General features: G+C 63.9%; 12 protein-coding genes. 8 read left to right on the top strand and 4 right to left on the bottom strand.

Features of this window, described 5'->3' with window-relative positions; translation table 11 throughout:
• Positions 1–579: 579 nt before the first annotated feature.
• The 4 genes from QM467_RS04435 (at position 580) to QM467_RS04420 (ending at position 6,079) form a co-directional block, all read left to right on the top strand.
• Positions 580–4,188 carry a beta strand repeat-containing protein gene (locus tag QM467_RS04435; protein WP_283365095.1) on the top strand — a complete coding sequence of 1,203 codons (3,609 nt, stop codon included), beginning with the start codon at positions 580–582 and terminating at the stop codon, positions 4,186–4,188.
• Positions 4,189–4,668: 480 nt separating this feature from the next.
• On the top strand, positions 4,669–4,899 hold the full coding sequence (locus QM467_RS04430) for a hypothetical protein (protein WP_283365094.1): 231 nt from the start codon (positions 4,669–4,671) through the stop codon (positions 4,897–4,899).
• A gap of 750 nt (positions 4,900–5,649) precedes the next feature.
• On the top strand, positions 5,650–5,814 hold the full coding sequence (locus QM467_RS04425) for a hypothetical protein (RefSeq protein WP_283365093.1): 165 nt from the start codon (positions 5,650–5,652) through the stop codon (positions 5,812–5,814).
• The gene (locus QM467_RS04420) at positions 5,804–6,079 is read left to right on the top strand and encodes a YciE/YciF ferroxidase family protein (protein ID WP_283365092.1); all 276 of its coding nucleotides are present in this window, start codon (positions 5,804–5,806) and stop codon (positions 6,077–6,079) included. Before QM467_RS04425 ends, QM467_RS04420 begins: the two co-directional genes overlap by 11 nt.
• Before the next feature lie 187 nt (positions 6,080–6,266).
• Here the strand turns inward: QM467_RS04420 and QM467_RS04415 are convergent, their stop codons facing one another.
• Positions 6,267–7,364 carry an NADH:flavin oxidoreductase/NADH oxidase gene (locus QM467_RS04415; RefSeq protein ID WP_283365091.1) on the bottom strand — a complete coding sequence of 366 codons (1,098 nt, stop codon included), beginning with the start codon at positions 7,362–7,364 and terminating at the stop codon, positions 6,267–6,269.
• Positions 7,365–7,587: 223 nt separating this feature from the next.
• On the opposite strand from QM467_RS04415, the gene QM467_RS04410 reads away from it, so the two are divergent.
• The 4 genes from QM467_RS04410 to QM467_RS04395 all read left to right on the top strand — a co-directional run bounded on the left by QM467_RS04410 (position 7,588) and on the right by QM467_RS04395 (position 9,964).
• Positions 7,588–7,809: a hypothetical protein gene (locus QM467_RS04410; RefSeq protein ID WP_283365090.1), complete on the top strand. Its 222-nt coding sequence runs from the start codon at positions 7,588–7,590 to the stop codon at positions 7,807–7,809.
• Entirely contained in the window at positions 7,806–8,075 is a 270-nt protein-coding gene (locus QM467_RS04405) for a hypothetical protein (protein ID WP_283365089.1), read from the top strand. Before QM467_RS04410 ends, QM467_RS04405 begins: the two co-directional genes overlap by 4 nt.
• Positions 8,075–9,076, top strand: a complete 1,002-nt coding sequence (locus QM467_RS04400) for an extracellular catalytic domain type 1 short-chain-length polyhydroxyalkanoate depolymerase (protein WP_283365088.1) — start codon at positions 8,075–8,077, stop codon at positions 9,074–9,076. Before QM467_RS04405 ends, QM467_RS04400 begins: the two co-directional genes overlap by 1 nt.
• Before the next feature lie 90 nt (positions 9,077–9,166).
• A complete protein-coding gene (locus QM467_RS04395) occupies positions 9,167–9,964 on the top strand; it encodes a pentapeptide repeat-containing protein (RefSeq protein ID WP_283365087.1) in 798 nt (265 codons plus the stop codon).
• A 300-nt stretch (positions 9,965–10,264) separates the two neighbouring features.
• On the opposite strand, the gene QM467_RS04390 is transcribed toward QM467_RS04395, so the two are convergent.
• The 3 genes from QM467_RS04390 to QM467_RS04380 form a co-directional block, all read right to left on the bottom strand.
• Positions 10,265–10,516, bottom strand: coding sequence for a hypothetical protein (locus QM467_RS04390; protein ID WP_283365086.1), 252 nt, complete (start codon positions 10,514–10,516; stop codon positions 10,265–10,267).
• Between the two features lie 316 nt (positions 10,517–10,832).
• Positions 10,833–12,545: a bifunctional protein-serine/threonine kinase/phosphatase gene (locus tag QM467_RS04385; RefSeq protein ID WP_283365085.1), complete on the bottom strand. Its 1,713-nt coding sequence runs from the start codon at positions 12,543–12,545 to the stop codon at positions 10,833–10,835.
• A 190-nt stretch (positions 12,546–12,735) separates the two neighbouring features.
• A complete protein-coding gene (locus tag QM467_RS04380) occupies positions 12,736–13,995 on the bottom strand; it encodes an MFS transporter (protein ID WP_283365084.1) in 1,260 nt (419 codons plus the stop codon).
• Positions 13,996–14,002 lie beyond the last annotated feature (7 nt).

The raw sequence follows: 14,002 nt of genomic DNA, 5'->3' as shown, positions 1-14,002 counted from the left end.
CGGGCGGAAAGCGGCCGCAGGCCAAAGGGAAGAAATGAGCCGGAAAGCGGTCGGTGCGCCAATAAATTCGGAATTTCATATTATGTCGCCGGAATTGGAACGAAGGATAACAGGGATTGGATCGAATTGCGCGGCGGCCGCGTTGCTGATTGTGCGCGGCAACTGTTGGGCAGTTGGTTCCTACCCGCTAGTTTTCCGGGCGAGGAGAGCGACAAGCTGGGCGGGGCGTGAATTAAAAAATTGTATCACGTCATTGTAATTCGAGTTTTCATCTCGGCGTTCCCCCGGATGCCTATCGAGCCGCCAGAAATCGTTAGCGTCAAAAAACTGATTGGAAGCCTGTTCGTTCTGGCCGACTGCGCTGTCACTTATGGATGGGGGCTGGAGCGGAGCAATTACTCATCGAAATCCGACGGCTAATTTCACGGGAAATTGATCCGTCGCGACCCTGCAATCGTCGACATTCGCTGCCGTGGCCGACGGGTCAGGTTTAAAATCGCGCCAGTCCGACAGGCAACCATTCTCGTCGATCGGTCGCACATGGAGTTTGCGATACGATCTATTGAGTGGGAGGATCACATGGCCATCGACGCCTATATGTATTTCACCGGCCTGAACTTCTCGGTTGACGATGGTTTGGATACACCGATCGGCCTTGCGCAAGAGGCGGCGGTCCCGTTCACGATCACCGGGCTTGATCCGACCTATGCGGGTGTGGTGACCTTCACTGACATCAACAACCAGAGCGTGACAGTCGATATCACGGGCGGCCAGACCGGATACGTTGTCGATCTGTCTTCGCTCGCAGACGGCGCCATCATCTCAAGCTTGCAGCTCAATCCCAATGCCCAAGGCGCCTTTGCTCCGGTCGCCGGAAATATTGTGGTCCTGGACACTCGCACGAACGAAAGCGCAATATCGGACATCGCGGTGATGACCGGGACAGACGGCCAGAACTACCTCAACGCCGCCAATTTTAACAATGGGACGAACACGCTGACGGGCGCGGCGGAAGCTGGCGACACCGTCGTGGTCAGCGTCAACGGGGGCGCGGCTCAGGCGGCGACGGTGGCGGAGGACGGAACTTGGGCCTTCGTGCTGACAGGTCTGACCAACGGGCAGACCGTTTCCGCGGCAGCCACCGCGACTGACCTTGCCGGAAACACGGCGACGAGCGACACGTTCAGCTTCACCGTCGACACTACTCCGCCGACCGAGAGCGCGATCTCCGACAGCGCGGTGACAACGGGCGCGGACGGCCGGAACTACATCAGCGCCGCCCATTTCAGCGACGGCTCGACAACCCTGACCGGCCATGCCGATCCGGGTGATATTGTCGAGCTCATCACACCGATAGGTTCGTCCAGCAGTGGCGCCGGCGCGGGCAAAGCGTTGCCGGTCTATCCAATTGTCGCCGGGGACGGATCCTGGAGCTATACATTGGCGGGCCTCGCCGACGGCCAGTCCTATACATTGGTTGCAGTCGCGACCGACACCGCCGGCAATGTCGCGGCGAGCGACCCCTTCAGCTTCACCGTCGACACGACGACGAGCGAGAGCGCGATCTCGGACAGCGCAGTGACGGTGGGGACGGACGGGCAGAACTACATCAACGCCAACCATTTCAACAACGGCTCGACCACTCTGACCGGCCAGGCCGAGGCTGGCGACATTGTAGAACTCAATTTGCCGACCAATATCGGATCGTCGAGTTCGGGCGCGGGAGCGGGCAAGGCGGCTTTTGCCACGGTCGCGCCAGATGGATCCTGGAGCTACACTTTGGCGGGCCTGGTCAATGGCCAGTCCTACACGGCGACGGCGACCGCGATCGACCCGGCGGGAAATATTGCGACGAGCGCCGCATTCAGCTTCACCGTCGACACAACCCCGCCGACCGAGAGCGCGATCTCCGACAGCGCGATCGTCGTCGGCCCCGACGGCGTCAACTACATCAACGCCGCACATTTCAGCGACGGCTCGACCGTTCTCACCGGCCAGGCCGATCCAGGCGACGAGGTTTGGCTTTCCGGCCCGCCGGGCTGGAATCTATCCGAAGGCGGGGGCAACACGTTTAGGTTCTATCCAGTGGTCGCCGCGGACGGATCCTGGAGCTATACGTTGACGGGCCTCGCCGACGGCCAGTCCTACACGCTGACAGCGGTCGCGATCGACGCCGCCGGCAATGTCGCGGCGAGCGACCCCTTCAGCTTCACCGTCGACACGACGACGAGCGAGAGCGCGATCTCGGACAGCGCAGTGACGGTGGGGACGGACGGGCAGAACTACATCAACGCCAACCATTTCAACAACGGCTCGACCACTCTGACCGGCCAGGCCGAGGCTGGCGACATTGTAGAACTCAATTTGCCGACCAATATCGGATCGTCGAGTTCGGGCGCGGGAGCGGGCAAGGCGGCTTTTGCCACGGTCGCGCCAGATGGATCCTGGAGCTACACTTTGGCGGGCCTGGTCAATGGCCAGTCCTACACGGCGACGGCGACCGCGATCGACCCGGCGGGAAATATTGCGACGAGCGCCGCATTCAGCTTCACCGTCGACACAACCCCGCCGACCGAGAGCGCGATCTCCGACAGCGCGATCGTCGTCGGCCCCGACGGCGTCAACTACATCAACGCCGCACATTTCAGCGACGGCTCGACCGTTCTCACCGGCCAGGCCGATCCAGGCGATATTGTCGAGCTCACGCTACCGACCAATATCGGGGCGTCGAGCTCTGGGGCGGGAGCAGGCGAGCCGGTTCCCGTCATGGTCGCGCCCGACGGGTCCTGGAGTTATAAGATGGCAGGTCTGGTCAATGGCCAGTCCTATACGATATCGGCGATCGCGATCGATCCGGCCGGCAACACAACGACGAGCGAGCCTTTCAGCTTCACCGTCGACGCGTCTCAACCGCCTCAGCCGTCGATCACCAGCGCGGCCTACGCCGGCAACGTCTGGAGCCTGACCGGAAACGCCGAGGCGGGCAGCACGGTCACGGTCTACGACGGCGGAGCCAAACTCAATACGACATTAGCAGGCCAAAACGGCGTCTGGACCTTTGCGACCGGCGAGAACAACAGCCTCGTCCGCAATTACCAGGTCACGGCCACCGACGCGGCCGGCAACACCAGCGTTCTCTCCGCGCCTTATTACGAGGGAACGCCGGGCAATGACGTTTTCAGCTTCGCCACGGAGTCGGCTCTCGCGGCTGCTGCCGCGATCACCGGCAACGGCGGGACGGACACGATCATGCTTGCAGCGCCGGCGACGCTTACCGACGCCGACTTCGCCCGGGTCTATAATGTGCAGGATCTGGCGCTAACCGGCGCCAGCAATGTGACGCTCGGTGCGAACGCGGCCGGCTTGGCCGCTGTGATCGTCGGCAATGGAGCGACGAGCGTCAACGATGGCAATGCCGGAACCCTGACGGTCAACGCCGCCGCCATGGGGATGAACATTGCCCTGACGCTTGTCGGCAGCGCGAATTTTGTCGTCACTGGTCTGCGCAGCAATCTCGCGGCCACGGCGGTCTCGGGCGGCTTGAACGTCACTACGGGCGTCGTCGCCGCGCTGTCGATCGCCACCGGAAGCGGCGCCAACACGATCAACGCTGGCGCGATGACGCAGGGCGAAATCCTGACGCTGACCGGCGGCGCCGCCGCCGTCACCATTGGCGGCGATCTCGCCGCGGGAAGCGACAGCGGCGCCCTGAAGGTGACCGCCGCAGGAACGGGACGGCATGTCATCACGACGGGCGGCGGCAATGACACCATCGTCGCCCTGCAGGGCGACGACACCATCGCCGCTGGCGGCGGCGCCGACGCAATGAATGTCCTGGGGCATACAGTCGCCGACACATTCGTTTATCGGGCGCCAGGCGACTCGACGCCGGCTGGCTACGACACGATTGCGGGGTTCAGCGCCACGGGCCAGCATGGCTCGGTCAACGATCTGCTCGATTTTTCACAGATTGCGGGGGTGACTGGCGTGTACGGCGGGCTGAGCAGCGCCAGCCAACTGGTGCCCGCTCACGACGTCGCCTGGCTTTATGACCCACACTCCAACCAGACGTTGGTGTTCGCCAACGCCACCAGCGGGGCGCTCAGCCAAACGAGCGCCAGCTTGTTGGCAGTCGACCTTATCGGCGGCAACTACCATCTCTTTGCCGGGATCAACATCAAGGCCTGAAGGAACCGACCCCGAGTTTCGTTCTTAAGCGGCCATGAAGTAATGTCGGGCGCGGAACGCCGTCGCCCATCATGAGTCGATGGCTACGCGCGCAGCACGGCCTCTACTGACGTTCATCCCAAGCCATTGACGGTCCGAAAAGGGTCGTGATGAGACGGTCGTCAATTTGATCGCGACGGGCCGGTATGAGCCGAATGCCGCCGCCGCTTAGCCGAAGCCAACCGGCTGCCACACAGGCTCAGCACTGCAAATTGTTGGTATATTTGTTGGTATAAAATTATTTTCTTTACAGATAATCATAATATTTCAATAAATTATGCGCGCTTTTCGATCCCCTCATCCGCACCACTTAAATCAACAAGTTAGCGATATTTTCGGGTAACAAGAACCGACGCTCTCGATCAGGGGTATCGTCTGGGGCAACGAAAAACGCCTGTCTTGGATTGGCGTCACCGTGAACCCGACCGCCCCTACGACCCCATGACGATTGAGAACGCCATCGAGCTAGGCCTGGCGGGGGTGATTCTCTACTGCCGGAAATGTCATCGCGAGGGCGCCGTCAGCTTTGACGCCCTGGCGCTGCCGCGGGCGACGCCGGTCCCGGAGATTGCCCGCGCTCGGCGGCTTGTCTGCTCAGGCTGCGGAGGGCGCTCCGTGGCGTCGCTGCCAGATTGGGCGGCCTATACGGCGCCGGGCGCGGGGCAGGAATAGGGAGCGCCCGCGAATCCCGCGTCATTGAAATACTGTCTGGCAATGGAAGCTTCTCGGCCGGGCGCAGGGGAGACTTATCGTTGAGGACAGTACGGCGGGCACCACAAGCCCGGTCTTGTGTCCAGGTAACAAAAATCCCACGTCGTTCGATAAAACCATTCGCCGGGGCCTGCCCGCTGCGCAGCCAGTTCCGCAGGCGTTGCCGGACGGCATTCCCGGCGGACCCAGGCCGGAACTCCCGCGCCAGAGGTCGGCCTTTCCGATGGCAGAGGATTATTACCGGCATTGGCGCTCGTTGATATTGCGATCGCAAGCAGTATTGCCAACGCTTCCGCCTTTATGACGCGGCGCCGACACATATATCGTGGCTTAGCTAAGCGTAACATTGGCTTATTCCTGAGTCTTTCGGGCTTCGTCAGGCTTAAGCGTGTCGGAAACGTCGACGTCGCCGTCAGGCAGGCGATGATGTTACCTGAAAAAGGGTTGCGCCTCAGTTTTAAGTTGGCTGGCCTTCGATCACTGGTTCGCGCGTAGGAACAGAAACGCCCGCCAGTGCATCCGTGGCGGGCGTTTCATTTCCTCAGGCCCTCGGGAGGACGCTGAATTATGATCAAGATGCGGGGCGCCTGTGACCTTTTCAAGTCAGAGCTAAGGCTCCTTTGCAGGAACGCTGTGGCCACTCTCGTCGCATCGCCCCATAATCGGGCGCTGGTCCATTTCGAACGGCGGCCCATAATCCGGAAGGCCACAATGGCCCTCTTCGCCCGGATCGCTGTCCTCGTTATCCGGCCCGGCCTCAAGGTCGGCGTCGCCGTCGCCGTCGATCTCGTCGAGCGGGAGGATCAGCGCCTCGATGGCGTCGGCTATCAGCGTCCGCATGGCTGGCGTGAAGCCGCCGAAAGCCGTGAAATATGAAGCCATCACCGGAATTCTGAAAGAATGCGACGAGGTCGTTGAGGATTTCGGCGACAGCACCGCCCTTGACGCTGGGATGATCGCGGCGGCCCAAACAGTCGAGCGTTATGAAATGGCCAGCTACGGCGCGCTCAGGACATGGGCCGAAGAGCTCGGAATGAACGACGCCGCGAAGTTGCTGGAAGAAACCCTTCTGGAAGAGCGCGGCGCGGACCAGCTTCTCACCAGGCTCGCGGAAGCGAAGGTCAACCTGAAGGCGGCATGAGGCCGAGACTCTTCATTGCGGCGGAAGCGCGAGTTGGAACAGCTCATCCCGAAGCTGCCGCTGACCGAACGATCTCGCCAAACCCTCAAATCTTTAGACGGGATCGTCGGATGCGGCTTTTGCGACCCTTCGCCGTGATCCGCGAGAGAAGCGGTTTGAGGCGAATGTCGCCTCAGGCCGGTTCCGTCTAGTCGAAAAGAAATTTGAGATGGTGCGGCTGCGACCGCAAATATTGATTGGGCGCCCGAACATGGGCGCCAAAATGGGCGGCGGCGTGCCAGGGCCAGCGCGGATTGTAGAGCATGGCCCGCGCCAGGGCGATCAGGTCGGCGTCGCCGGCCTTGAGGATGTCCTCGGCGTGATCGAACTCAGTGATGAGGCCGACGGCGACGACCGGAATTCCAACAGCCGCCTTGACCACCCGCGCAAGCGCCACCTGGTAGCCCGGCCCCAGCGGGATTTGCGCCGGAAGCAGGCCGCCACTCGAGACGTGAATGGCGCCGCAGCCGCGCTGTTCCAACGCCCGCGCGAAGACGACAGTCTCCTCGATCGACCAGCCGCCTTCGATCCAGTCCGTGCCCGAAACGCGCATCGTCACCGAGCGTCCCGCCGGGAACGCCTCGCGCACCGCGTCGAAGACCTCCAGCGGGAACCGCATGCGGTTTTCGAGCGGGCCGCCATATTCGTCGTCGCGTCTGTTGGAAAGCGGCGAAAGAAACTGATGCAGGAGATAGCCGTGGGCGCCATGCAATTGCACGGCGTCGAGGCCCAGACGGGCGGCGCGGCGCGCGGCGGCGACGAAATCGCCGCGAATCCGGGTCATTTCCTCCCGGCTCAGCGCGGTTGGCGCGGCGTCGTCCGCCGCGACGGCGAGCGAGGATGGCGCGACGGTGCGCCAGCCTTGGGGCGATTCAGGCGGAATTTGCGCGCCGCCCTTCCACGGCAGGTCACAGGACGCCTTGCGCCCCGCATGGGCGAGCTGGATCGCAACGGGAATCGGCGACCACTGCCGGACGCTGTCAAGCACGCGGGCCATGGCGACCTCGTTGGCGTCGGAATAGAGCCCGACGTCGGCGTAGGTGATGCGGCCCTCCGGCGCCACCGCTGTCGCTTCGATCGTCAGCAGGCCCGCCCCGGACAGGGCGAGCTGCCCGTAATGGAGAAGATGCCAATCCGTCATGCAGCCGTCGGCGGCGGAATATTGGCACATCGGCGCGATGACGATGCGATTGTCGAGCTTCAGGTCTCCGACCTGAAAAGGAGAGAAAAGCATGGTTTCGGACATGATGGCGTTCCGGGTGGCGGGGCCTTCAGCATAACGCAAGCCGTGGCGCGGCGTATCCCCGCGAGTCATGCGGAAATGCAATGGACCGCTGGCGGGCGGGAACAATTCGGCCCGCCGGGGATCATGTGGACGCACGCCGAATTTCCGGGACAATCTCGTCGGCGTCATTCAAACTGCGTTCTCGGACGGTAGCTTGAGAACTTCGATTTCGGAGGAGCGCGCCATGTCGGATTGGGTTGTCATTTATCGGACCTCGCCGGGCACAAGGGAAACGCGCTCGCCGAGCGCGCCCACCGAGCGACGCGCCCTGGCCCATGCACGAGCCCTGCATATGCAGGGCTGTGAGGTCATCCGCATCAACGGGCCGGATAATAAAACCGTCTCGGACACGCGCATCGACAACTGGATCGTCAATGGACGGGACAGGCTCGACCGCGCCGATTGACCGCGAATCACGGCGATGAAGGCGAGGCGCCCTCCGGCGCCCGCAAGGAGGCCGGCATGCGTCATCTGACGAAAAAGAACCCCTTCATGAGCCTTTGGCTGAGCGGCGCCAACAAGGTCGCCGGCACGGGGCGAGCCCTCTGGCAGGCCGCCGCGCGCAAGCAGCAGACGGCCATGATCCAGGAGGCCGGCAAGATGTCGACCAATTTCGGGACCGCTGCGCTCAAGACCCCCAAAAAGCTCAAGCGGCGCAAAAGCGGGAAATAATGGCGCGCAGCTCGAAGCAGATTCGGCGGGCCATGAAGGGCGCGGCGGCGTTCTGGACGGCGGCCTGGCTGCCGCTCGTGAAGGCCATTCCCGCGCCCAGCCCCGCAGGACGCGTGGTCGAAGTCGAAGCGTTCGGCTCCAATCCCGGCGCCCTGCGCATGTTCGTCTATGCGCCGCCGAAAAAGCAGCTCGCAGGCGCGCCGCTGATCGTGGTGCTGCATGGCTGCGGGCAGAGCGCTTCTTCCTTCGCCCGCAATTCCGGCTGGATCGCTCTGGCCCAGCGCATCGGCGCCGCCCTGCTGCTGCCTGAGCAGACCTCAAAGAACAGCCATGGGCGCTGCTTCAATTGGTATCAACCCGGCGACGTCCGCAGGGGCGGCGGCGAAGCGATGTCGATCCGCCAGATGGTGCGCGCCGCGACCATCCGTTTCAAATCCGACCCACGCCGGGTCTTCATCGTCGGGCTTTCCGCCGGCGGCGCCATGGCCGCGGCGATGCTGGCGGCCTATCCCGCTGTTTTCGCGGCGGGAGCGGTGGTCGCGGGCATGCCGGTCGGCGCCGCCTACAACAGCGCCTCGGCCTTGTTGCGCATGCGCCGCGCCGACGGCCTGATGAACCGGCGGACGCTGGCGGATTCCGTCCGGCGGGCGGCGCCACCGACGGTCAAGCCGCGCGCATGGCCGCGTCTATCAATCTGGCAGGGCGGGCGCGATCAACTGGTCGATCCGCATAACGCCGAGGCCCTCGCCATCCAGTGGAGCGAGGTCCATGGTTTCGGCGGACCGCCGAACGCCGACACGACGCCGCGGCCGGGGGTGCGGCGCCGCGTCTGGAGCACGCCGAAGCGCGCCGCGGTCGAATTCTGGACCGTCGCCGAGATGGGCCATGGATTTCCCGTCGATTCCGCCGCCGCCGACGGCGGGCGGGAAGGGTTCGGCGTGGTGAACGCCGGCCTGCCCGCCGCGCGGCTCATCGCCGACTTCTGGGGGATCGGGGCCTGAGCGCGGCTTTCTCTTAGAAACGCCATAGCTCCCCTTGGGGCCAAACTTTAGCGACCTTCGATGCGTTAAAGAGATTGGGAGAAGGCGGCAATGAAACGAAGCACACGCATGGAACTCGCGCTGGCCTGCGCGCTCGCGTTCGCCGCGCCTTCAGGGCAGGTCCTCGCGCAAGGCATGCTGGCTGGCGTCGATCTGTCGTCGCCCGCCTTCACCAAGGCCGAGTTGACGCGCGCCGATGTCGAGGCGCTGATCGCGGGGCGCGGCGTCGGCGAGGCGCTGGACCTTGCCGACAAGAGCCTGAACGGGCTCGATTTGTCCGTTTTGGACCTCTCTGGCGCCAATCTGCGCGGCGCGCGGCTCAACCGCGCCAATCTCCGCGGCGCCGACCTCAGAGGCGCCGTGCTCGATCAGGTCTGGGCGCTCAACGCCGATTTCAGCGACGCCCGCCTGTCCGACGCCCATCTGTTCGGCACGCAATTGCAGGGCGCGAAAATGGATCGCGTCAATCTCGCCGGCGCGCGTCTGGCTGGCGATTTTTCCGGCGTCAGCATGGTGGCCGCCAATCTATCCGGCTCTGACGCCTCAGCCGACATGAAGAACCAATCGATGGGGCTGATGCACGCGATCATGCGCGGCGCCGACCTCCGGCAGGCCGATATCTCCCGCGCCGATTTTTCCCGGGCCGACCTCGAATTCGCCAAGCTGAACGACGCGAACTTTTCCGGAACCGATCTCTCCGGCGCCGACGCCGCGGGCGCCGATCTTCGCGGCGCGAATCTGGCCGGCGCGAAACTCACGGGCATGGACGTCGCTTCGGCGCGGATCAGCGAGGAGCAGGCCTCCCTCCTCAGCCAAGCGCTCAATCTCGACCGCGCGGTGAAGGAATGATCCGCGCCGATCCCGCACTCGTTCACGAATCCATATCTGACGATCAGATGGGGCCTTGGAAAACGTCGGGGGGCGCCTCCAACATCGGCTGCGTTCGGATCTAACGCGTCACCCGTCGGCAACGTGAACGACGGCTCGGCGCCGTTCTCGGAAATTCGGTGACGGCGGATCGAACTCGCCATCCCGGCCGAAACACTGCGCGGCTCGCTCGACAATCTTACGGTGAGCCGCGCCCGCCAAGCGTTGCGCCTGCCAAGCGTTCCGCCTGGCAGGCGTTTACCGCGAACGAATTCGGCGACGCTAACCAATCCCTTGGATGATTATCCCCGTTCCGTCGCAGCGTTCGCAAGTCTTGTCGGTCGGCTTGCCCGTTTCCTTGTCGAGCTTCTTGCCTGTCCCCTGGCATTCGGGGCAGACGTCGTCCCCGGTGCCGGGTGTGCCCTGCTCCGGATCGTCGTCGGGTGTGTGATGTCGGAATGGGTTCTTGGACTGCATGGTCTCCGCCCCTTCTTGCGTCGAAGGATTGCGGTCGATGAAATTCAGCGACGGCATTCATAAGCGACGCCTTCGACGACAGCGGCGCCCGGTCACAATAGCAAATTCGAGCCTACCGAACCATTCCGCACTTGATGCTGTCCTCGCGATGGGCGGACGATGTCGATGATGGAAGGAATGGCCAGCGCTTCGAAGAGGGCGCCAACATCACAATGATAATGGTAGCTTTGGCGCCGGGCCTCTCAGGGTCAGAACCGCCCGCACGGGCATTGGCCGCAATCCGCCTGCTGGTGGGAGTGGCGCGAGATCAAGGTCTGAGCCTGACCTCGGGATATTCCGCCGACGGCGCCAAGCGGATCGGCAAGATCGATCCTCACCGTCGCGCCAGCACGACAATCAGCGCCACCGCGAGCAGAGCGCAGAGCGCCTGCCAGAACAGCAGCGGATTACGCTGGTAGAGCGCGGTCTTCTTCGGCGCCTCGGGGCGTCCGGTACGTGCGCCATTTTCGATCTCGAAGGCGAATTCCAGCACGTCGCCGTAACGTTGCGCGGGATCGACCGCGATGGCCTTGGCGATCGCGCCTTCCAGCCAGGCGGGCAGGTCCGGGCGGCGAGCGGCGAGCGAGGCGGGCGCGCCGAAGCGCGGCTTGGTGAAAGGCTCGATCTCGCCATAAGGATAAGCGCGCGAAAAAAGGCGATAGACCGTGACGCCCAGAGCGAACAGGTCGGACATTTCATCGCCCGCCGCGCCTGCGAAAAGTTCCGGCGCCATGAAGGACGGCGTGCCCGGAATGTCTTGCGGCGCGAAATCCTCCAGCTGCGGCAGGCGCGCGACGCCAAGGTCGATCAGGCGCAAGCCGCCGTCCTTCAGCAGCAGGATATTGTCCGGCTTGATGTCCCGGTGGATGATCCCGGCGCGATGCAAAGCGACGACGGCGCGCGCGATGCGGGTGGCGAGCTGGGCGCCTTCGGCATAGGAGACGCGCGGCTCTCGGTTCAATCGCTGTTCGAGCGTTTCGCCGTCATAAAAGGGCATGACCGAATAGAGCCGGGTCTGGCGCTCCACCGGCTGTTCGATGACTTCGCCGATCCACGGGCTGCGGACGCGGCTGGCGACGAAGGCCTCGTTGACGAAAGCGTGGCGATAGGCGGCGTCCTCGGTCACGCGCGGCTGCGGAAATTTGATCACGACCTGGGCGCCCGTGCGCAAATCTTCCGCGCGCATCAGCCGGCTGTAGCGGCCTTCGGCCAGAAGCGAGTCGAGGCGGTAATCATCGACCAGCACGCCCGGCGCAGGCGGCGGCAGGATCGGCAGATCGTGGAAGAAATCGCGCAATTCGCCCGCTTCGGCGGGCGGCGTGTCGAGGATATCGACGACCATCGCAGTGCAGTTGTCGGCGCTTCCGGCGTCGAGCGCGGCGGCGACGAGGTCTTGCGCGGTCTGCTCGGGCGCGGCGCGACGGGCGAGGATTTCACGCAATTTCGCATCGCTCAAGGCGCCATGCACGCCGTCGCTGCACAGCAGGTAACGTTCGAGTGGACGCAGCGAAAAGGCGCTGTGGTCCATCCGCACGGATTCATCCATCCCGACGGCGCGGCGCAGCATATGTTTGAAATCGCCGCGCCCCATCACATGGTCGTCTGTCAGCTGCTCCAGCGCATCCTCGCGGAATCGATAGAGCCGGCTGTCGCCGACATGAACGCAATGGCCGGAGCGGCCAGAGAGGATGAGCGCGGTAAAGGTGGTCGCCATGCCGGCGAGTTCGGGATCGACCCTACCCTGCGCCACGATCCAGGCATTGATGGAATCGAGCGCGCGCGACGCGGCCTGCCTGACGCCCAATGATCCCGGCAAGGAGAAGAAGCCGTCTAGAAAGCTGCGGACGGTGAGCTCCGACGCCTGGCGCCCGCCCTTGTGGCCGCCGACGCCATCCGCCACGGCGACGACCACCCCCGTGCGGGAATCGACGCGCGGCCGTCCGATCCGCGCGGCGCCATAATCCTGATTGTCGGCGCGGCGCCCGCATTCGCTGGCGAAGCCGATCTCGTAGCGCAGATCATGATCGAAGCGGTCGAGGCGGGTCATTCGGCAGACTCAAGAGGAGGGACGGCTTGTCAGATTAGCCCATTTCTCGCCTATCGTGGCTCGCCACGACAGGCGAATCCGTCGCATCAGCTCGGCGTCGCATTCGCTCCTGAGAGCCGTTTCCTCCTCAAGTGAAGCGGAAACTGCTCGAGCCCCTCCCCGCCTTCGCGGGGAGAGGGAATGTTGCGGATCAGATGCGGGCGCCGGAAACCGCGCCCCAAGTGGTGCGCCAGCGGTGCTTGACGAGACTGAGGCCGCCCACGCCGAGCAAAGCGAGGAAGCCGAAGAACAGGAAGCCGGCCATGAAGCCACCGGTCATGCCCTTGGAGGTCGCGAGCGCCTTGGCGAGGAAGAAGCCGCCGAGGCCGCCGGCGAAACCGACCAGACCGGTCATCACGCCGACTTCATTGCGGAAGCGCTGCGGCAGCAGCTGGAACACCGCGCCATTGCCCATGCCGAGGCAAAGGGTGCCGACCGAGAATAGCGCCACGGCGACCCAGCCCATCATCGGCAGTTCGGTGAGCATCCAGCCCGCCGCGCCGACCGGGGCCGGGCCCTCGGGCAGCTGCGACACGGTGAAATAGCAGGCCGCCACGACCAGGAACATCACGGTCAGAGACTTGATGCCGCCAACCCTGTCCGCAATCGCGCCGCCGACAGGCCGGAAGGTCGAGCCGAAGAACACGATCAGCGACACCATCAGGCCCGCCGCCACCGGGGTGACGTGGAACTGCGCGGTAAAATAGAGCGGCAGCGCCGAAGCGAGGCCGACGAAGCCGCCGAAGGTGATGAAATAGAAGAACATGAACCAGCGGCTGTCGGTGTCGAGCAGCAGCTTGCCATAGGCCGCAAGCGGGATGCGCTTGACCGAACCGGGCGCGTCCTTCACCGTCAGCATGTAAATGGCGAGGATGATGACCATCGGGATCAGCAGTGCGGCATAGACGCCCTGCCAGCCGAAATGTTCGGCGATGGTCGGCGCGAACAGGGTGTCGAGCACCACGCCCATGTTGCCGGCGCCGGCGATGCCCATGACAATGCCCTGCAAATGGGGCGGATACCAGCGGCTCGCCTGCGGCAAGGCAACGGCGAAGGAGGCGCCGCCAAGGCCGAGAATGGCGCCGAAGATCGCCACCGATTGGGGGCCGCTGAGGCCAAACATCCAGACATAGGCGCAGGCGATGATCATGACGATCTGAGCGATTGTGCCGGTGAGCTTGGAGCCGATCGTATCGGCGAGAATGCCCAGCGGAATGCGCAGGATCGCGCCCGACAGCACCGGAATGGCGACCAGCGTCAGCTTCTGCTCAACCGGAATATTCATGGCCTTGGCGATATAGACCATGAGCGGGCCAAGCGAGACCCAGGCCATGAAGCTGATGTCGAAGTAGAGGAAGGCGGAAAGCAGCGTCGGCCAATGGCCGGATTGCTTCAGGTCGGACAGTTTCATGCGTTCA

The organism is Rhodoblastus sp. 17X3, from assembly GCF_030056575.1.
In the GTDB taxonomy this organism is placed as follows: Bacteria; Pseudomonadota; Alphaproteobacteria; order Rhizobiales; family Beijerinckiaceae; genus Rhodoblastus.
Note: the sequence above shows the minus strand (reverse complement) of the source record. Positions and strands in the feature narration are given on the sequence as shown.